The 17,793-nt window shown below is 45.9% G+C and carries 23 protein-coding genes and 1 pseudogene; 7 read left to right on the top strand and 17 right to left on the bottom strand.

The window, feature by feature from the left end; genetic code table 11:
- Positions 1 to 51 precede the first annotated feature (51 nt).
- The 5 genes from NSB03_RS06675 to NSB03_RS06655 are packed head-to-tail and all read right to left on the bottom strand — an operon-like array spanning position 52 to position 3,440.
- Positions 52 to 924, bottom strand: coding sequence for a MarR family transcriptional regulator (locus NSB03_RS06675; RefSeq protein ID WP_135036399.1), 873 nt, complete (start codon positions 922 to 924; stop codon positions 52 to 54).
- Positions 921 to 1,520, bottom strand: coding sequence for a hypothetical protein (locus tag NSB03_RS06670; protein ID WP_024986588.1), 600 nt, complete (start codon positions 1,518 to 1,520; stop codon positions 921 to 923). Before NSB03_RS06670 ends, NSB03_RS06675 begins: the two co-directional genes overlap by 4 nt.
- Entirely contained in the window at positions 1,517 to 1,912 is a 396-nt protein-coding gene (locus NSB03_RS06665; RefSeq protein ID WP_024986589.1) for a hypothetical protein, read from the bottom strand. Before NSB03_RS06665 ends, NSB03_RS06670 begins: the two co-directional genes overlap by 4 nt.
- An 11-nt stretch (positions 1,913 to 1,923) precedes the next feature.
- Complete coding sequence (locus NSB03_RS06660) at positions 1,924 to 2,376, bottom strand: hypothetical protein (RefSeq protein WP_024986590.1); 453 nt, start codon at positions 2,374 to 2,376, stop codon at positions 1,924 to 1,926.
- A 26-nt stretch (positions 2,377 to 2,402) separates the two neighbouring features.
- The gene (locus NSB03_RS06655) at positions 2,403 to 3,440 is read right to left on the bottom strand and encodes a hypothetical protein (RefSeq protein WP_128824262.1); all 1,038 of its coding nucleotides are present in this window, start codon (positions 3,438 to 3,440) and stop codon (positions 2,403 to 2,405) included.
- Between the two features lie 245 nt (positions 3,441 to 3,685).
- On the opposite strand from NSB03_RS06655, the gene NSB03_RS06650 reads away from it, so the two are divergent.
- From NSB03_RS06650 to NSB03_RS06635, 4 genes are all read left to right on the top strand, one after another.
- Positions 3,686 to 4,342 (top strand): recombinase family protein, encoded by a 657-nt coding sequence (locus tag NSB03_RS06650; protein WP_024986591.1) that lies wholly within the window; start codon positions 3,686 to 3,688, stop codon positions 4,340 to 4,342.
- A 311-nt stretch (positions 4,343 to 4,653) separates the two neighbouring features.
- Positions 4,654 to 5,310 carry a ParA family protein gene (locus NSB03_RS06645; RefSeq protein WP_024986592.1) on the top strand — a complete coding sequence of 219 codons (657 nt, stop codon included), beginning with the start codon at positions 4,654 to 4,656 and terminating at the stop codon, positions 5,308 to 5,310.
- A 5-nt stretch (positions 5,311 to 5,315) separates the two neighbouring features.
- Positions 5,316 to 5,684 (top strand): hypothetical protein, encoded by a 369-nt coding sequence (locus tag NSB03_RS06640; protein ID WP_024986593.1) that lies wholly within the window; start codon positions 5,316 to 5,318, stop codon positions 5,682 to 5,684.
- A 382-nt stretch (positions 5,685 to 6,066) separates the two neighbouring features.
- The gene (locus NSB03_RS06635) at positions 6,067 to 6,360 is read left to right on the top strand and encodes an HU family DNA-binding protein (RefSeq protein WP_257466296.1); all 294 of its coding nucleotides are present in this window, start codon (positions 6,067 to 6,069) and stop codon (positions 6,358 to 6,360) included.
- Positions 6,361 to 6,613: 253 nt separating this feature from the next.
- Here the strand turns inward: NSB03_RS06635 and NSB03_RS20750 are convergent.
- The 4 genes and pseudogenes from NSB03_RS20750 to NSB03_RS06610 all read right to left on the bottom strand — a co-directional run bounded on the left by NSB03_RS20750 (position 6,614) and on the right by NSB03_RS06610 (position 9,824).
- Positions 6,614 to 7,294, bottom strand: a pseudogene (locus NSB03_RS20750) (DUF1281 family ferredoxin-like fold protein).
- A gap of 480 nt (positions 7,295 to 7,774) precedes the next feature.
- Positions 7,775 to 8,089 (bottom strand): hypothetical protein, encoded by a 315-nt coding sequence (locus NSB03_RS06620; RefSeq protein ID WP_024986595.1) that lies wholly within the window; start codon positions 8,087 to 8,089, stop codon positions 7,775 to 7,777.
- Between the two features lie 458 nt (positions 8,090 to 8,547).
- Positions 8,548 to 9,084 (bottom strand): hypothetical protein, encoded by a 537-nt coding sequence (locus NSB03_RS06615; protein WP_024986596.1) that lies wholly within the window; start codon positions 9,082 to 9,084, stop codon positions 8,548 to 8,550.
- 365 nt (positions 9,085 to 9,449) lie between these two features.
- The gene (locus NSB03_RS06610) at positions 9,450 to 9,824 is read right to left on the bottom strand and encodes a single-stranded DNA-binding protein (RefSeq protein ID WP_135036408.1); all 375 of its coding nucleotides are present in this window, start codon (positions 9,822 to 9,824) and stop codon (positions 9,450 to 9,452) included.
- A 169-nt stretch (positions 9,825 to 9,993) separates the two neighbouring features.
- Between NSB03_RS06610 and NSB03_RS06605 the strand changes: the two genes are divergently transcribed.
- Complete coding sequence (locus NSB03_RS06605; protein ID WP_024986597.1) at positions 9,994 to 10,464, top strand: hypothetical protein; 471 nt, start codon at positions 9,994 to 9,996, stop codon at positions 10,462 to 10,464.
- 169 nt (positions 10,465 to 10,633) lie between these two features.
- Here the strand turns inward: NSB03_RS06605 and NSB03_RS06600 are convergent, their stop codons facing one another.
- The 5 genes from NSB03_RS06600 to NSB03_RS06580 form a co-directional block, all read right to left on the bottom strand.
- Positions 10,634 to 10,888 carry an LPD11 domain-containing protein gene (locus NSB03_RS06600; protein WP_024986598.1) on the bottom strand — a complete coding sequence of 85 codons (255 nt, stop codon included), beginning with the start codon at positions 10,886 to 10,888 and terminating at the stop codon, positions 10,634 to 10,636.
- Positions 10,889 to 11,407: 519 nt separating this feature from the next.
- Positions 11,408 to 11,665, bottom strand: coding sequence for a DUF8466 domain-containing protein (locus NSB03_RS06595; protein ID WP_024986599.1), 258 nt, complete (start codon positions 11,663 to 11,665; stop codon positions 11,408 to 11,410).
- A gap of 9 nt (positions 11,666 to 11,674) precedes the next feature.
- A complete protein-coding gene (locus NSB03_RS06590; RefSeq protein WP_024986600.1) occupies positions 11,675 to 12,007 on the bottom strand; it encodes a hypothetical protein in 333 nt (110 codons plus the stop codon).
- 13 nt (positions 12,008 to 12,020) lie between these two features.
- Entirely contained in the window at positions 12,021 to 12,197 is a 177-nt protein-coding gene (locus NSB03_RS06585) for a hypothetical protein (RefSeq protein WP_024986601.1), read from the bottom strand.
- A gap of 18 nt (positions 12,198 to 12,215) precedes the next feature.
- Positions 12,216 to 12,509 (bottom strand): hypothetical protein, encoded by a 294-nt coding sequence (locus tag NSB03_RS06580; RefSeq protein WP_024986602.1) that lies wholly within the window; start codon positions 12,507 to 12,509, stop codon positions 12,216 to 12,218.
- 806 nt (positions 12,510 to 13,315) lie between these two features.
- On the opposite strand from NSB03_RS06580, the gene NSB03_RS06575 reads away from it, so the two are divergent.
- The gene (locus NSB03_RS06575) at positions 13,316 to 13,897 is read left to right on the top strand and encodes a DUF4840 domain-containing protein (protein ID WP_257466294.1); all 582 of its coding nucleotides are present in this window, start codon (positions 13,316 to 13,318) and stop codon (positions 13,895 to 13,897) included.
- Between the two features lie 100 nt (positions 13,898 to 13,997).
- The gene (locus NSB03_RS06570) at positions 13,998 to 14,690 is read left to right on the top strand and encodes a DNA alkylation repair protein (protein WP_024986604.1); all 693 of its coding nucleotides are present in this window, start codon (positions 13,998 to 14,000) and stop codon (positions 14,688 to 14,690) included.
- Between the two features lie 92 nt (positions 14,691 to 14,782).
- On the opposite strand, the gene NSB03_RS06565 is transcribed toward NSB03_RS06570, so the two are convergent.
- From NSB03_RS06565 to NSB03_RS06555, 3 genes are all read right to left on the bottom strand, one after another.
- Positions 14,783 to 16,114 (bottom strand): ABC transporter substrate-binding protein, encoded by a 1,332-nt coding sequence (locus tag NSB03_RS06565; protein WP_024986605.1) that lies wholly within the window; start codon positions 16,112 to 16,114, stop codon positions 14,783 to 14,785.
- Between the two features lie 88 nt (positions 16,115 to 16,202).
- Positions 16,203 to 16,994, bottom strand: a complete 792-nt coding sequence (locus tag NSB03_RS06560) for an ABC transporter permease (protein WP_024986606.1) — start codon at positions 16,992 to 16,994, stop codon at positions 16,203 to 16,205.
- A complete protein-coding gene (locus tag NSB03_RS06555) occupies positions 16,988 to 17,788 on the bottom strand; it encodes an ABC transporter permease (protein ID WP_024986607.1) in 801 nt (266 codons plus the stop codon). Before NSB03_RS06555 ends, NSB03_RS06560 begins: the two co-directional genes overlap by 7 nt.
- Positions 17,789 to 17,793: the final 5 nt, after the last annotated feature.

Raw genomic sequence — 17,793 nt, 5'->3', positions numbered from 1 at the left:
TGTTATAACTGGCAAGGTTCCCGACCGGGACCAAAGGCGAATCGTCCGGGGTTATACATTCGGTTTGCGGTCTCCGGTCTGATACGCCGCTTCCTGTGCCCTCGCGGCGAGCGCCATGAAAGGCTTGGAAAGCGCATCGAAAATCTCCTTGTCGTCATCGTCGAGATTGTCTTCCTCCGCTTCGGGATCGAGAATATACTTGGCGAGCAATCTCGAAATTTCAACGATGCCCGTCCAGTCTCCGTCGAAGCGGGTACGGAAGTCTTCCAAAAATTCCGAACCGTTGTCGAACCTTCGCTTGCGTAGCGCCCGCTGCATGGCGGCATGGGAAATACACCCCAAAGCGGTCGTGCAGATTTTTACGGCCCGTTCGTCATCACTCGCGGCCAAATTGACAGAGGAGGAGTTGTCCGGTTTCGGGCAAATGCCGGGTACGCCTGTCTCGGTCATCGCCTGACGGACGAGCCGCTCGCACTCGTATCCGATGTCATCGAGTTCCGCTTTGCCGATTACCCAGTCGGACAATACCGCACGCAGTTGGTCGGCAAGGCCGGGTGTTTCCTGTACATTGCGTGAATCCGCAGGATGTCCGGTTTGCAAGGGCATGGTTATGATGACGCTTTTCGTCAGCCGGGTGCGTTCCAACTGTCCGAGCGCTTCGAGCGTGTCCAGAAACGAGCGGACGGTAGCGCGGTGCCAGCGCCACTCCGAGGCGAGGTCGGAAACAGTTACATGACACTGGCATGGACGGAGTTCATAGTCCTGCTTTCTTAAAAAAGGTGATACGAAACCTGCCAGCGATTTATCCAGAAGGTCCGCGTAGGCTTCCGTCCTTGTCTTTCGCTCGCCGACTTTTTCCTTGAGGTAGTCGAAAACCTCTACGTTTGCCAGTATGGAGGCCGGCATTTCATTTCCATTTTTCATTTTGATTCTTTTTTTGATGATTTGTCATTGTGAAAATTGTTCGGGTTTATCAAGTTGTCGTTGTCCGCTTCGTGCGGCAACATTACGTGATGATTGTCGTGATAGCTTTCGGCAAATGTCTCGGGGTGCTCAACCCAATTGAAAATCTTATCCATGTCGTTTTCCTTCCATTCGGACATTACCCGCACGGAAGGATAGAACAAGGCTGCCAGAAGAACGAAGGAGATGGTAACGGCCAGCGTGTGCAGATGCGGTATGCCGACGATGACCACTGCCACGAGCGCGTAGATGGCGAACGCACGCGGCCGGTCGAGCAGGTAGCGCAGCCAGCGGTCCGTCCGTCTGTGAGAGGCCAATGCGGCACATACAATGGTCGAGAACACGATACCGAAATCACCGGGGTGTCCGTTCGTATATACATAGTGGTACAGGAGCAGCACGGTGAGCAGTACCCACGTGTGGAGTTTGCGGGCCTTTTCGTTGCGGACCATTCTCTCGTAGAATCTGTCCATGAAACGACGGTTGCTCTTGTACAATGCCGATGTTATGGCGACAGGCATGGCGAGAAACAGGAATTGCAGTATAATCCAAGTCATAGATAATATGAGTTTGAGAATATGTTAAGTGGCCGGACCACAAGTTCAAGCCGGATAACGCCGTAGGTGGCCAGCCGGATAATGGCTTCGGCATCTCTTGCCGAGAGGTAGCTGTCGCCTTTCTTGATACGGGTCTTGAACGAGGCGTCCTGCTTTCGGTAGGTGGCCAAAGCCTTGTCCAGTTCGTGTTCGGGAACCATCCACGTCATGCCCTTGTCGTATGGAGCATTGTCCTTGTAGGCACGCAGTACCAGCGTGCGGGAAACGAGGTAGTCGGTACGGGTGCGTCTCTTGATGACATGTTCCTTGTAGAGACTGTCGTCGGCGACCTCTATCCATGTACGGTACGTGTCGATGCAGAATACCAGCTGCCGGTATATCGTATTTCGCATGGCCCGGTGTTTCAAAAGAAATCAATCAGGACATCCGCATGGTCTTTCTTGTACTTGAAATGCCCGTTCTTGGAGTGCAGTTTCAGGTCAAGGCAGAGGTCGCCGTACATCATTTCCAGCGAATCATAGACAGTCGCGGTGATATGACGCACCTTGCCATCCGCCTCCGTCCTGGCATTGATTTTAAACATCTGTCCGAATGCGGGGTTTGAATAAGCGCAGGTACTGTGTCCGAAATTACCAGATCCGCCTGGGATGTGATGGTAAAGCGTGATTAGCTCCATATCATCCTCAAACATATCCATCACCTCTTCCAAATCGTAAGGATCGCGTAACGGGAACGTGAGCAACACGTAGTCGCCGTAGAACTTCGGCTCTTCCATTGTCGTAATGTTAAGCAGCCGGGGCAACTGCAGGGGAACGGACGCCATGAAGTCGTCCAGAAAATGTCGTAGCATAATCATATCATGTATTTTGTTAGACTTTGTTTTTATAGCGTGGCGATGTGGATTTCGATAAGCATACCGGGCAATTCTTCCAGCCTGTCGTTCTCCGAGGACAGGATTTTACGCAAAGTGCTGAAAGCACCGGGCGTTTCCGTCGCCATCCTGTCAAGCACCTCCTTTTCACGGGGTGAAAGCAGTGCCAGGCAGAAACCGTCCAGCGAGGCGTATGGCTGGAGAATCATCCAGATAAAGGCATGGGCTTGTCGGGGTGTGGTAACCTCGCCCCGGTGTATTCCGTCAAGGCAGGCCTGTACATTCTGTATCACCCGCCGGTTGGTGCGCATGGCCATGTAGAGCATGGCTTCCTTATAGGTGATTTCCTGCCGCTCGGCGGCACGGAACACCTCGGCGCAGCATTTTTCCGTATCGCGGGTGATGTCGGACAGGTCCATGTCGTCGTAATCGTTCAGGCGTGCAAGGAAAGCACGGAAAAGGGCATCTTCCTTTCCGATGAACCGGGTAAGGTCGCTGTGTCCGTGTATGCCCTTGCGCTGTGTCTCGGAGAGAAGCGTGCGGTACGCCGACAAAAGTTGTTCTTTGCCACCCCGGTATGCCATGCGGCTGTCCAGCGAGGCGAAAAACGGTTGTATTTCCTGCGCAGAGCGATGCAGCTCCCCGTCTTCGGCGTATGGAGAGAAGTGCTCTTTAAGTGCCAGCACCTCTTTATAGGTGCGCGGTCTCGACAGCGCCAGCCGGGAAAATTCCATACGGATGGAATCGTGCAGCAAGAGACATTCTTTGCGCATATCGGTGTGGGAACGCCACAGCGTGTCCCGTCGGATATGTGCGGACACGGAATCCCTGACCGTCTGCCATTGCCCGAGACGTGCCGTCAAACCTTCAAAAGAGAGCCTGTCCTGTGTTCGTAGTTCGGACAGGTATTCTCTGTATGTTCCGGCAGGGGTGTCTTTGGCTTCGTCGTATGACTTTCCGCTTCCTCCGCCGCATGATGTCAAGGTGAAAACGGCAACTGGTATGGCATATATTCCGATAGCGGAAAGTGCAATTTTTAAGTATGACATATATAAATCATATTTTAATTTCATATTTTAACCGCAAATCTATGTATTATTTTCAAGACATCTATCACCCTGTTCCGTTTTTTGATTATTTTTCAATATCATACTTAATAGTATGATTTTCAGTGAAAACAAGTGAAGAAAAAGCGGTCAAAAAAGTGGCAAAGTTCATTTTTTCAACCAAAGTATGATATTAGATGAAATAAAACTCTTACATTTGCACTTGTTAGCATAGCAATATAGATGGTATGGCAAAAGTTGGTTATATATTCAAGGCGGATCTTTATGAGGGATTCGACGCGGACAGAGAGTGGATGCAACAGCACGGGTGCATACAGATAGTAGAGGAATCAGTTGAACACGAGTCGCTTCGACCTCAATGGAAGCAGCTTATCTCCAAGCTCGAACGTGGCGACGAAATTGTGGTATCCAAATTCAGCAATGCCGTGCGGGGAACGCGCGAGCTGGCATCGTTCATCGAGTTCTGCCGTATCAAGGTAGTGCGTATTATCTCCATCCATGACAGGATAGATTCAGCAGGCAAGATGTTCCCCGAGACGACGGCTGTCGATGTGCTGAACATGCTGGGGGGACTTGCCGAGGAGGTAACGGTGTTGCGTAACTCGTCCGCCCATGCCATGCAACTGCAACAGAACATAGGGGCGCGGACAAAAGCGGTAAAGGCCATGGATCAGAAAGACCGGGAAAATACCATCGTGGATATGTACAACAACGGTCATTCGATTGATTCCATCCTTGCCGTGAGCGGTTATAACAGCCGAAGTTCGGTGTTCCGCATTCTCAACAAGTACAAGGTAAATCTCAACCGGGGCAAGTTCAGCGGTCCTCTGGGAAAAAGGAAAAAGAAAGGAGATGACGGTCTTGAGGAAGAACTGTCTGACTAAGCGGGGCGCAAGCATGGTTCATGTCGGCAATGCCGATTTCCAAGCGGACGTGTTCTTTTCATTTATGTAACTACATAATTATATAATATAATAACTACAATCCGTACATTATCGTCAAGATGGTGTACGGATTGTCTTTTATACGTTTGTTATCACATTGATTATCCGAGCTATTAGTTATGTTTATGTCTTATATAATTATATAATTCAATAAGATAACAAATATATAATTATATACCGCTTTCCCTTGGCGGAATGGATGGAAATCCGTATCTTTGCAAAAGGAAAATAATTAAAGAAAACATAGAGCGATGAAGAACAAAATCATCATATTCAGCAACATCAAAGGGGGCGTCGGAAAGACAACACTATGTGCGCTGTTTGCAAGTTATCTGGCTGAACGGGGCTACCCCGTCATGGCAATCGATGCGGATTTGCAGGCGTCATTGTACCGTCACAGGAAGCGCGAGAAGGATGTAGCACCGGAAGTACAGGTCCCGTGGAACGTGGACTTGCTGGATACAGCAAACAGGGAGCTTCTTGAACGCGTCATGGGCAAACTGAAAGAGGTGCCGGGAGTTGTCCTCATAGACTGCCCGGGTAATTTGAATGACCGCAATCTGGAATACATCTACAAGTCGGCGGACACGGCCATCATTCCCGTTTCGTTCGATGCGGACACAGTGGACGCGACGGGTATCTTCGTCAAGGCACTGAAAACCGTGTCAGCGGCAGACCTCGTGTTCATACCAAACCGTATCAACACGTCCGAGAAGAAATCGGAAGAGTTACGCCAAAGGGCACAGACCACCGAGTTCCTGGGATTGGTTGGTACAGTCATACCGACGGTAAAGCAGAGCGTGGCCGTCAAACGATATACCACCTTGTACCCACTGGAGAAAAACCAGCTCTCGGCAGTCGAACCTTCATTCGACAAAATCATCGAGACACTTCATCTTAACGAATAGGTACTATGGCAAAAAACAACAGACCGACGATAGACAATCCACTGGCAAGCATGGGGCTTGATGACATTGTTCGCGGTATAACCGCTTCCGGAAACGACACAGAGGCCGTAACCGAGAATGCAAACGAAATCTCGGAAACGCCGAAGAAAACGGGTAAGCCACGTCGCGGCGGCAAGAAGGCCTTCGAGGAGAACCTCGCCAGGTACACCGGCATCAACGAGCAAGGCATCGCCATCTGGCTGCCCAAAGAGGTCAAGAAGAAACTGGAGCTTATTCGCGTCAATGCGAGTCGTAACATTCCGTTGCGGTCTTTGGCAGCTGCCATTATCATGACCTATATCGAAGAGAATGAGGACAGGCTCAATGAGCTGTAATCCAAAAATATATAAGTATGTAATTATATAATTATTTAATTGTGTAATTACATATTTCATTAAATATATGATTAAATAAAAATATATAGCAGTATGGAATTAATAGTGATAATCGCTGTGTTCTGGGTCGTGGGAAAAATCCTCAAAGGGGTGTTCGGCGGCTTCAGTAAGAGTGACTACAAGCGAGATGAGTAACAGGTAGGCTCGGCGGTATGGCGGACCGAGGGAATCCGCATGGAATCGGGTGTTTTCTGTAAGTTTTCGGGAGCTACCAGTGTTTGTCCGGGAGTTCCTGTTCCGTTCGGATGTAAATTTTCGGAATTTCAACCTATGGAAGATAAAGTGATAATTATTACCTTAACACAAAATTCATAACTTAAAAATTTCTGGCAGTATGACAAAAGCGGATATTGTAGCCCGGATTGCACAGCAGACCGGAGTGGAAAAGGCGGTTGCTATGACCGTCGTGGAGGCATTTATGGAAACCGTGAAAGATTCGGTGGTCGCAGGAAACGAGGTATTCCTACGCGGGTTCGGCAGTTTCATCATCAAAAAGCGGGCGAAAAAGGTTGCCCGGAATATATCAAAGAACACGACTATCGTGATTCCGGCTCACTCCGTCCCTGCGTTCAAACCTGCAAAAACGTTTCTTGAGGCAGTAAAAGAGGGAAAATAAAAAGAACAAGACTGTTGGAAAACCGTCTGTGAAACAGTGTTCCGATTGTCAAATAATGAATACCGTAACCATCTTTGAGGGATGTGTTGCGGTATTTATTTATAGGGTCTGTACAAAGGGAAACGGCATGGGTAGATGGGTATAAAAGAAACATCCAAAAAAGATATAAGCGGATGACTCCAGCAACAGATTCAGGACACACTTATCATCCGTGTATCCTGAATCCGCTTCGGTTGTTACCGGTATTGGAAGTTTAGGCTATCCACTTGTAACCTTCGTCCGTCAGTTCAAAGTATTCCTCCATGTCCGGTTTTACAAAGAACATGATTTCAAAGGCTTCGTTGCTTCCGCCATCGGGTATTGTCATGTCGATTTCACCATTTTGTATAATCCCTCTGCCCACATTGAACCCCAAGTTTTCATCTGCATAGGCATAGTGCAACTCAACCTCTGGGAATACCTCGGAGAGTTTTTGAATAAGTAGCGGCACGCTCTCCCAAGCCGTATTAAACCATAGGATGTTCGGCTCTTCAAGATATTGGTCATAGGCATTCTATTTTGTGCCCCAAGTGGCAATAGACCACTCGTACCAAGTAGGATAACCGTATTTTTCCAGATTGCTCAGATACGACGCTCCAAGCTGCAACATCTCTTTTCTGTATTTTTCCTGCAGTTCTTCCACCCGTTGAATGGTTGCCAAGTCATCCTGTGTATATAACGGCTTCCGCTGCATTGCAGTGAGATACTCCATTCCCAGTTTTCCACTGCTGGACGCTTCAATCAACAGTTCTTTGGGCATGGGGATAATCTTGTTGAAGTCGATGTGGCAAGGCGTACCGTCCTCCTCGTTTACCCCTTTCAGGAAATTCATTACTTTCTGTACTGTTTCGTTGTCCGCTATTATTTCTAAACGGTTTGTCACGTGATTAGGCATGATTCTGTTTTTTAATTGGTTAATACTTTTTATTTCCCCTTTATCAGTTCTTTGTCTCCTGAGCCGCTTTGGGGTTTTATGGATGCGGTACACGGTTGTCGGGATAACTTCATGCGGTGGCTTTTCCTGCCAAATTACTCTTGTGCAGGAAGGAAGAATTTTGCAGAAAATACACTTCAAGCCACCGGATCAAGTGCGACAGCCGACTTTTGCATCTGATAAAACCAAACCGGTGACAGGATGAAGGACAGAAAAGAGAAAAACGAAGGGTGGAAATAGATATAAGGGATGGATTACTGAAGATAAAAAAGGGAATGTGACCAGTTAGAAAAGAGGGATAGCCGTCTGCCGGGACATATAAAAGAGAACGGTTTGGCACTCCGGCCATTCAATAACGAATACTGCAGCCATCACTGGGACGGTTGCAGTATTTGTTTGAGAGTGCTTTTTCTGTTCGGTAATTACCGTGTTCTGACTTCGCTAATCCGTAACATCATAGAAATAGCTTAGTTCTTCATCTTTCAGGTTCTCCGCTGCATACTGGTCAGCCTGTATGTAGAGGGTGTTGTAGAGCGTTGCATAATCTGACCTTTTTTCATGATACTGCCATATCTTGTGATTGAGCACCAGTACCAACTCGGTGAGATACTTGTAGTTTTCTTTCCACTCCTCGAAAGCACGGTTGAACGTGTCTTGAACGGCCGAAAGACCAAATCGGTCGGCTATTGAAAAATCATTCCAAAAGGTTGTTTGCAACTCGTACCCGTTCTCTTGCATAAATTCTCTGAATGTCATATCATTTCAATTTTTAAGATTAATTTTTTTTGTTTTCCCTCCGATACATTTCTGTACCGAAGGCTGATTATTTTTCTGCCCGGAGGATTGGTGGCAGGTCCAGGCAAGGAGGACACGGAAAATACGCTCCCGATATGTCGGAGAGGAAGATTTTCCAGTGGCAAGCGTAAGTGGTACTTGACAGGGCTGACAGCCGGCAATCGAACTTTGCAGAGAAAATAACCGGGCTTCTGGAATGGAATATGGGGGGAACAGGTACGGTGAAAATAAAACAGAGGGAAAGTAAAGAATGTAAAAATGGGTACACCGCTCCATAGAGCGGAATGTACGTAGGGATATCCTGGAAAGAGGACCGACTGACGGTTCTGTTATAAAAGGAAACGGGCCGCACTTTGTCGGACATAAGAAAGAATACCGCAATCGTCTTTGTGACTGCGGTATTCTTATGGGATGATACCTTATGCTGCCTTGTTAGGCTTCTCCGGCTTGCGCTGCCTTGTTTCCCAGCCGTACACACCGGCTACATACGGATAGAGGGAACGTGTTCTCTTGCGGAAACCCTGCTCGTCGATTTCACGGTTGTAGATTTTCTCAGCGATACGTTCCGCTTCTTCACGGTCTTTGGCAACCCTGTACAGGATGTAGTTCGTGCCGTCGTGGTGGGTCATCCGACTCCGAATGTTATAGCCGTCGCCGTACCATTCCGCATATTCGCACGAGGATTTAAGGATGTCGGCAATATTGTTTCCCAAAATCTGGTAGCCTTGCTTCCGGCCATTCCACAATCCAAGGTCTCCGAACACGATAATAACGCCGTCCACCTGTTTGTTCAGGTTGCACCGTTCATCGTCCAGCCAGTTATAAACTTCTTCCGCCCATTCTTCATCGCTGACCTCGTAGGTGTCATCGTCCAGCATTTCCCGTTGGGAATTTTGATAATCTTCCTTGGCTGCTTCGTTCAACAAGTCATCGCTTGTCCAAATCATGTGTTTCATACGTTTTGAATGTTAATGTATTACTTTTTTATCCCTGTTGTCGGAGGCTTTTACCTTGCCCGACGGGATTCGATTTTACTGCGGAATAAAAGGTGAAAAGGCGGGAACAAGCCAAGGAGGAAGCGGCAGTCACGGATGGTTCCATTTGTGTTAAGAAGTATTGGCGAGCTTGCGAGTTGATGGTTGTTAATCGCAAATGAAGCCGCGCCTTGCCGGTTCACGCCAGCCTTAACTTTGCAGGGAAAATCAATGGACGGCGGGTAAGCGAAGAATGGACGGAGTGTATAAAAGCTGTGATTCTGCGGAACGGCAACGAGCAAAACAAAAGCGGTCGGGAGACCGCTCTGTTCAGAATAAGGCGGGGATTACTTCTTGCCCTTTTTCTTTTTCGGCTCCGTAGGAGCTTCCTCCTTCTCGACAGCCGGATAGAACTTGACAGCAACCATCACGATGCGGTTGTGCTTCACGCCGCCCTGGTCGGCCCACTCTTCAGGCTTGAAGTACCCCTCCACGGTGAGCAGCGTGCCTTTGGTGAGCTGGTCGAACGACCCGGTATTCTCGTTTTTGCGCCACGCTTCCATGTTCATCAAGGCTGATACGCGATTAGTTCCCTCTCCGTTCTTCTCCTGACGGCTGATTGCCAGAGGGAAACGTGCTACACTTGCGGTGGTGAAATGGCGGATTTCTGCGTCTTTTCCTACGAATCCGGTTACTACGAAATTGTTCTCGATCTTTTTCATTGCGATTGTTTTTTGAAGTTAATGAATCATTTTTACGGTGCCGAAAAAGTAGGTGCAGCAAAGGGAAAGCACCAAGGATAACGCATAAATACTCTTTATTTTGAGGCGTAGCTCCAAACCGGAGGCCTGATAAAGGAAGATTTGTGCGGTACGCCATTGGTCAAGGTTCATGGAACCGGTGCCGTCTGCACACTATCTTTGCAACGGAATAATGATGATGACTTCGATAGGAACCGGTCGCGGAAAAGGCGGGATGAAACAAATCGTGGCAGGTTCGGAGAACCGAAAAGACCTGTCCGCCTACTGGCACAAGATTACGGCGCGTTCCGGCATGAAGCGGAGAAGGACATCGAGGCGTGAAAACGTACCGTCCGGCCTCTTGGGTGGAAGCGGCAATAAACGATATGCTGTCCGACCGGCCATGCGCATTGTGATGTGGAGCGTGCATCAGACGAAGAGCCGACAACCGACGTGTGCCGCATATCGTCAGTGCGCTGTCCTTATCCGACTGTTATATGAGGAAGGAGAGGCAGGAAAAGGGAAAATGGCGGAAGCCTGCCTTTCCGGCAAAACGGTGGAGTGGCGTCCTGAGAGTGGAAAGGCAGCTATAAAAGGATGTGGCGCAGCCAAAAGAGAATAAATGATATTCCAGTAAAAAAGGGTTATCGTACCGTAGGCATTTATATTGGGAGTGTATAGCAGTTTAGGATAAAAGGGATAATCGCGGAGACGACGATTGTTGTCTGCCACGACGGAGAGAACGGGCTGAAACCGGATGTCCCGGTTTGCCCGTTTATAACCTATTGATTTTATTCTTCTTCCGCTATCATTTTCTTGCCGTATTCCTTGATTTCATCCATCGTCAGCCATTCAGGTCTTTCTTCCTCTTTGAAACTTTCATAAAGTTTTGTCATGGTTTCGATTTGGGCTTCCTCATTACCTGCCCACAAGCGGTCGGTGTTTCTGTTCCCAAACCCCAAGTAATACTCGCAATCTGCCTGCAAACGACCTAATAACATGTATCTGAAGCGTAAGTCATGCTGCAAAATTTCGTCTATCGTCATACTCTTGTATTTTAAGTTTTTATTTCTCCCTCTTGTAGCTTGTCGGCTACTTTCGGGCTTGATTCAATTATGTCGCCTCAAAAGGTGGCATGGCTCTTTATGCAGGGTTTCACTACCAAATACGACCTCGGCAAAGCAGAGGTGGAGATTTTGTCGTGAACCGTCAGGCATGACCTTGCATACAAGAAAGACATGGCAGGTACCTTTGCGACACAATTCGTATCAGGCAGCCCGGAAGTGGATAGGCGAACTCAGGGAAGAGAAGGTTTCCTGCAAAAGGGTGATGATTTGTAAAAAAGGGGTACATCCAAAAGAGGAAATACAAATGGGTATTCCTGAAAGGTGGTTGTCGTGCCGGAGGCATTTGTATTGGAAGCGCATGGCGGTTCAAGGTAAAAAAGGTTATCGTGCCGACAGGTTTGTCTGTCATTATGGGAAAATGCGGATTGAAACCGGAAAAACCGTCTCAATCCGCATAGCTCGTCAATGGATTTTGTGCTATCCTGTTATGTCAAAAGGTCAAAATCGTGCCATCATAACACGATGCTTAAACAGTTTGTTTTTGTCGCTCGGTCGTCGCTGGCTTATCCAGATATGATGTGCGCCATATCCGAACGTGAAATATTCCTCAAGCTGTGTTTCCTCCTTCAAATGTTCCATTCCCGCACGGAGTTCAGCTTCATTGCCCGAAAAAAGAATCGTGTTCATGATTCTGAAATAAATCTCCGTCGCTTCATCGCAATAGGGACAAAAGCTGTGTTCGATTATTACTTCCATATTCTTGTTTTAATTGCTTACTTCGACAATGACCTCAATTCTACCGTACAGCACAGAGCGTAGTGCCGTTTTGTCAATGGCGTAATACTCGCAAATTTGCCCGTACTGTTTGACAAAGTACCGTTTGAGAATATCCGAGAAGTCAAAATGATACCCGTTCAATGCAATGCCCCGGCTGAAATAGATGCTTTCCCGCACTTTACGGGTAATCCAGTTTTTCTCCTCACGGTTCAATTTATCGCCGCTATTCAGACGTTCCCGCAGCTTGTAAACACGACTTTCCCGTAATGTAGTCAGTTCGGGGACGTCCCATTTGACGAATTTTGTTGCTATCTGTGCCATAGGTCTGTTGGTGCTAATCATAAATAATCACTTCATCACGATATTCTGAAATTTCCTTACCGCTTTCAAGGCGGACAACTATAGTGTTGCCATAGTCGCCCACGATTGTACCCTCCGTGTAGCCTTTGTACGGGTTAAGCAGTGTGCAATGCAATCCGATGATGTCGGACGGTTCTTCATATTCATACATAGAGCAATGTTTTTGCGGTTATAATTTGATTTCCCATTTTCCTTGAGAGAACTTCCTGAAGCTCACGTATTCATCTTCAAGTTCGTGAGTTAGTATGCGCATATAGATTTCGTTTTTAGCTTCCAACGAATCCACCAGCTTGTTGATTTCTTTTTCCGGGTATTCCCAGCGAGAAGAAAATTCCGCATCTATAACATCGGCATACCGGTTGATATAGCCGTCAAAATTATCGTCCAAGAAAGCCTCTATCTTGTCGAGATCTTGTTTGTTCGCAGTGGTAGCGTGGAAAATGTTTGTTGCAATGTTCGCCATAATCTCAAATTTTAAGTTTTTTCTTTTTTCCCTCTTGTAGCTTGTCGGCTACTTTCGGGCTTGATTCAATTATGTCGCCTCAAAAGGTGACATGGCTCTTTATGCATGGTTTCACAACCAAATACGACCTCAGCAAAGCAGAGGTGGAGATTTTGTCGTGAACCGTCAGGCATGACCTTGCATACAAGAAAGACATGACAGGTACCTTTGCGACACAATTCGTATCAGGCAGACCGGAAGTGGATAGGCGAACTCAGGGAAGAGAAGAAGATCCTGTAAAAAGAAGGATTGCTTGTAAAAGGGGATTGCAGCGAAAAGAGAAAATGTGAGTTGGATTCATTTTCTTTTTTGACTGCACGGTTAGAACGGGAAGAAGGCGCAAAAAGGGGCGAAAATTCAGTTTAGTTTAGTACATTAGCCTTATATATATGCTAAATCAAAGTAAACTAAATATAGGTATGCATATTTGCCTGCCTGTATGTTTGTGTTTGGACGAAAATACTTACCTTTGCAAAGACTCCAAGAATGATTTGTTTTTTCTTTTGGCTGCAATGATTATTCGCTGATGCGACGTTCGGACAGGATGGGCAAAAATGATGTCGAAAATGGATGAAAGCCGTTAAGAGTATAAGCAAGTGCAAGGAAAGAAACACAATGAAAACAAAAAAATGGGAAATCTCTTAAAAGCACAATTTTGTTCCTGTTTTGTTTCTCAATAAAATCAATCAAATTTATAATATATTGATTATCATTTTATTAAGTAATTCAATTTTGAAAGGTTGAATTTATTGGCAATAACACTGAGCATGGTTACTTCTTTTACTGCATGTAGCAGTGACGACGATTCGGACATTCCTGTATATTCCCTTAAAGATGTTGATGGTAATTATTCCGGCACAATGCTGACAGAATCCACCCCAGTCAGTCCCCTGGCAAATGCAGAAGAGGGAGAAGAACCGGCAGGAGCCGGAGTTACTGCCGAAGTAAAAGACAATCAGATTATGATTAAGAAACTTCCGGTTAACGACCTGATTAAAAGCATCGTCGGTGAAGAAAATGCAGGAGCTATCATCAAAAATTTGGGCGATATCAACTACAACATTCCTTATACACCGACCTTTGATGAAAGTAAATCTAACATCTTACTTCAACTAAAACCTGAACCACTGGACATTAAATACACCGAACCAATTCAAGTACAAGAAGAAGGACAAGAACCGGCTGAAAATCTTATAACAGTAACTATTGAAGCTGAAAAGAATGGCGTTTATACTTATGACGGCAAAAAACTGGCATTCGTTATCAAAGCAACTGAAGTAAAAGTCGGAGATGTAAATTTCCCCAATTTCCCCGTTACAACATTCACTTTCAGCATGGTCAAGAAGTGATATACAAACCTTTCGCTGAAAAAAAAGAAAAATGGAGCATGCCTGCACGCAAGACATGCTCTTTTTTTATATAATTTTGTGAAGAAAACAACTATACAAAATGACTACAACAGAAAACATTCGAAAAGAATTGCAGGATTTGGTAGATTCCAAGTATCAGGAATTTCATTCTGCCTTGGTTCCCGGAATCGGGAATATTCTTGGTGTACGTATTCCGCAACTACGGATATTGGCTAAAGAAATCGCAAAAAGAGATAACTGGCGTATGTTTGTGGAAGCAACCGATACTAAGTTTTATGAAGAAACAATGCTTCAGGGAATGGTTATCGGATTAGCAAAAATGGAACTGGATGAACGAATGAAACACATAAGCATGTTCGTTCCACGTATCGACAACTGGGCTGTATGTGATATCTTTTGCGGCGAACTGAAGACTGCCGTGAAGAAAGGAAAAGCAACTGTATGGCAGTTTATCCAGCCTTACCTCATATCTCCCAAAGAGTTCGAAATCCGCTTCGGAATTGTGATGCTTTTCCATTATGTAGACGAAGAACATATCGACGCATTGCTGGCATACGCAGACACTTTCAGCCACGATGCTTATTATGCACGTATGGCTATGGCCTGGATGATATCCATCTGTTTCATCAAATTCCCCGAAAAGACAATGGAGTACCTTAAACAGAGCAAGCTGGATAACTGGACTTATAATAAGTCATTGCAGAAAACTATCGAATCTCTCCGGGTAGACAAGGAGACTAAAGATATACTTCGTGGTATGAAACGGAGGTAATGACACCATAAAAAATAAAGCTCGGTAACTGTTCTGCTTACCGAGCTTTATTTTTGATGATGTATCAAATGATTTATGATATAGCAAATGAATTAATTCCTCTTTACCTTTTTCCTTCTGCTTCTGCGCCTTTGTTGTTTCCGGCGGCTGTAACGTTGCCATCTTTTATATATCATCCAGCCGCTCATCAAAGCAACGACGACAAAGATAAGAATAGTGATACCCACTCCTAAATTATCCCCCTTAATACGCGACCAAATATCAAGAACTTCTTTTGTCTTATCGCCGAAGTCACGAATCATAGCGCATCGTTCCACTACTTTGCGGTCGGGATATTGTATCTTGTCAATCTGTATGCTATCGGCATCCGGACCGAAGAAATAACTAAGATCGGAAAAATAGGTAAGTGTCGTATCTATCTTCTCTTCCAGAATCTCCGGAGTAGCAATCGAACTTACATATCCGCAGAAATCCATATTTCTCAGAGCAATATCCGGACGACACATGAAGTTGATAAAATAGCTGGCAGCTTCCGGGTTTCTTGCATATTTCGGAATCACCCAACCGTCATACCATATATTACTTCCTTCTTTCGGAACTTCGTAATCCAAGTCTACACCTACCGCATCGGCTTCTTCAATCGCCCATATCGCGTCACCGCTCCAGGTCATATTCAACCAAGCCTTGTTCTTCGTCATCATCTCCTTTCCGAAATCGGCTTCCCAGCCTGCTATATTCGGTTTCAGGGCTTTCAGATATTTTTCCGCAAGCTCCATAGCCTGTGGAGAATAGTCGTTCATCAGTTCTTCCACCGTCACACTCCCCGCTTCTAGTTCCTTGGCGTGCGCATAAATGATAGCCGTACCGTAAGCGTCGCGGTAACTATCTTTCATAAGGATTTTGCCGACATACTTCTTATTCCAAAGACATCCCCAGGATGCAGCGACCGAATCAGGAACATAAGCCCGGTTATAAAGAAGTCCCGCAGTTCCCCACATATAGCATACCGCATAACGGCTGGCTTCTTCACCCGGCTGGCTCAATTTATTAATCTGCTCCCGTATGAACGGAGCCACATTGTTCATATAGTTGGGAGAATGGGCAAAGTTCGTATCAATAGGCAGAAGCAGATGCTTCTTCAACATACGCTCAATAATGTATTCCGAAGGACAAACCACGTCGAAATCCTCATGTCCCTTCTCTATCTTGGTCAACATTATCTCGTTAATGTCGAATGTCTGATAAACGATGCGGATATTTTCGCCTGTCTGTTCTTTATAATATGCTTGAAAATCCTCGAGCACACCATCCCCGATATAATCCGCCCAGTTATAGATTTTGAGAACCCGTTCGCGAGGCTCGCCGGAATTATAACATCCCGTAAAACTCAGCAACAACAGGATAGCAGGAATTATTCTTTTCATAATTAATAATTTTATAATGTGCCAATATGCCAATACAGAAAACGGTCGCCATACAATCAGCATATCAGCGCATTGGTATATTGAATAATTATTTCTTCTTCGCTTTCCCAGCCCGGTAATTGATGACAATCAACAACGCCAGCACCACGACAAAAATAATCGCGGAAAGCGGACGAAGCTCCGGTGTCAAACCTCCTTTGCGGGCATCGGCATAAATATAAGTGGAAAGCGTCTCCAAGCCCTGATTACCAATGGTAAATACCGTTACGGCAAAATCATCAATAGACAGTGTCAGTGCAAGCATAAAGCCACTAATCATTCCCGGACGAATCTCCGGCACAATGACTTTCCACAAGGCTTGCATGGGAGTTGCTCCCAAATCAAGGGCAGCTTCATAGATATTCGGATTCATCTGCTTCAAGCGAGGCAGAACACTCAACACGACATAAGGTGTGCAGAAAGTGATATGGGCAAGCACTACTGTGGTATATCCTTGCGTGATTCCCAAAGAAACAAACAGAAGGAAAAGCGAAATACCCGTGATGATATCTCCGTTCAGGACAGGAATGCTATTCACAAAACTAATCGCTTTGCGCGAACGGGATTTCAGATTAAAGATGCCGATAGCAGCCACACTACCCAACAAGGTAGATGCCGTTGCAGCCAACAAAGCAATGGTAATCGTGTTAATCAATGCATTCATCAAAGAATGATGCGTGCCCGTAGTGAAAAGCGAAGTATAAAGTTTGGTAGAGAAACCGGTCCAGTTGCCCAGCACTTTCGCTTCGGTGAAAGAATAGATGACGATAATCACGATAGGAGAATAAAGCAACAACAGCAATATCCACAAATAAGCCTGCGCAAATATTTTCTTTACCATAGCCCACCCCCTTCATTAGAATTGTCCTTATCGTCTGTGCTGAATAAAGAAGTGGCGGCAATCAGCAACAGCATGATAAGCGAAAGTGCCGCACCATAATTCCACATACTGTTATTGATATTTTCTTGAATCGTCGTACCGAAGAGTTTGATATTGTTCATCGTCAACAACTCGGCAATGGCGAAAGTCGATATAGTCGGCATGAATACCATCATGATGCCACTCATCACCCCCGGCATGGAAAGCGGAAGGACTGCTTTCAGAAAGACCTGCAGGGGATTGGCACCCAAGTCCTGCGCAGCCTCGATATAACTATGATCCATCTTCTGCAACGTATTATAGATAGGATAAATCATAAAAGGGACAAAGTTGTACACCATACCGAATATCAAAGCTCCTTCGCCCAACGGTATGCTGAAAAAGTCGAAGAGGGCAACCGTAGCCAGGGTACGCACCAGGATATTCACCCACATCGGCAGAATAAACAGGACAACCATTGTTTTGGAACGGTTCAGCTTACTGTTGCTCAATATCCAAGCTGCCGGATACCCCAGCAAAAGACAAACAAGGGTGGTGATGATAGCAATACCTATCGAATAGACAAAGGTATTGATTGCTTCGGGATGTTCAAAGAACTTCTGAAAATTGGCAAGTGTCAAATGACCGTTATCATCGGTAAACGCATACACAACAATCAAGAACAACGGTATGACTACAAAAATCGCCGAAAAAATAATGTAAGGGAGAGTCCAACTCTTACGTGATGACAAAAAGACTAAAAACCTCTTATTCACTTCCT

Origin of the sequence: Bacteroides acidifaciens, from assembly GCF_024623065.1 — a bacterium.
Lineage (GTDB): Bacteria > Bacteroidota > Bacteroidia > Bacteroidales > Bacteroidaceae > Bacteroides > Bacteroides acidifaciens.
Note: the sequence above shows the minus strand (reverse complement) of the source record. Positions and strands in the feature narration are given on the sequence as shown.

Coding starts and splice junctions, on each gene's coding strand:
- NSB03_RS06675 (WP_135036399.1), bottom strand. CDS start 924: ATGAAAAATGGAAATGAAATGCCGGCCTCCATACTGGCAAACGTAGAG.
- NSB03_RS06665 (WP_024986589.1), bottom strand. CDS start 1,912: ATGCGAAATACGATATACCGGCAGCTGGTATTCTGCATCGACACGTAC.
- NSB03_RS06565 (WP_024986605.1), bottom strand. CDS start 16,114: ATGAAAAGAATAATTCCTGCTATCCTGTTGTTGCTGAGTTTTACGGGA.
- NSB03_RS06600 (WP_024986598.1), bottom strand. CDS start 10,888: ATGACGATAGACGAAATTTTGCAGCATGACTTACGCTTCAGATACATG.
- NSB03_RS06560 (WP_024986606.1), bottom strand. CDS start 16,994: ATGGTAAAGAAAATATTTGCGCAGGCTTATTTGTGGATATTGCTGTTG.
- NSB03_RS06615 (WP_024986596.1), bottom strand. CDS start 9,084: ATGAAACACATGATTTGGACAAGCGATGACTTGTTGAACGAAGCAGCC.
- NSB03_RS06655 (WP_128824262.1), bottom strand. CDS start 3,440: ATGTCATACTTAAAAATTGCACTTTCCGCTATCGGAATATATGCCATA.
- NSB03_RS06620 (WP_024986595.1), bottom strand. CDS start 8,089: ATGACATTCAGAGAATTTATGCAAGAGAACGGGTACGAGTTGCAAACA.
- NSB03_RS06610 (WP_135036408.1), bottom strand. CDS start 9,824: ATGAAAAAGATCGAGAACAATTTCGTAGTAACCGGATTCGTAGGAAAA.
- NSB03_RS06575 (WP_257466294.1), top strand. CDS start 13,316: ATGGTTACTTCTTTTACTGCATGTAGCAGTGACGACGATTCGGACATT.
- NSB03_RS06660 (WP_024986590.1), bottom strand. CDS start 2,376: ATGATTATGCTACGACATTTTCTGGACGACTTCATGGCGTCCGTTCCC.
- NSB03_RS06570 (WP_024986604.1), top strand. CDS start 13,998: ATGACTACAACAGAAAACATTCGAAAAGAATTGCAGGATTTGGTAGAT.
- NSB03_RS06650 (WP_024986591.1), top strand. CDS start 3,686: ATGGCAAAAGTTGGTTATATATTCAAGGCGGATCTTTATGAGGGATTC.
- NSB03_RS06585 (WP_024986601.1), bottom strand. CDS start 12,197: ATGTATGAATATGAAGAACCGTCCGACATCATCGGATTGCATTGCACA.
- NSB03_RS06595 (WP_024986599.1), bottom strand. CDS start 11,665: ATGGAAGTAATAATCGAACACAGCTTTTGTCCCTATTGCGATGAAGCG.
- NSB03_RS06580 (WP_024986602.1), bottom strand. CDS start 12,509: ATGGCGAACATTGCAACAAACATTTTCCACGCTACCACTGCGAACAAA.
- NSB03_RS06645 (WP_024986592.1), top strand. CDS start 4,654: ATGAAGAACAAAATCATCATATTCAGCAACATCAAAGGGGGCGTCGGA.
- NSB03_RS06590 (WP_024986600.1), bottom strand. CDS start 12,007: ATGGCACAGATAGCAACAAAATTCGTCAAATGGGACGTCCCCGAACTG.
- NSB03_RS06640 (WP_024986593.1), top strand. CDS start 5,316: ATGGCAAAAAACAACAGACCGACGATAGACAATCCACTGGCAAGCATG.
- NSB03_RS06670 (WP_024986588.1), bottom strand. CDS start 1,520: ATGACTTGGATTATACTGCAATTCCTGTTTCTCGCCATGCCTGTCGCC.
- NSB03_RS06605 (WP_024986597.1), top strand. CDS start 9,994: ATGGAACCGGTGCCGTCTGCACACTATCTTTGCAACGGAATAATGATG.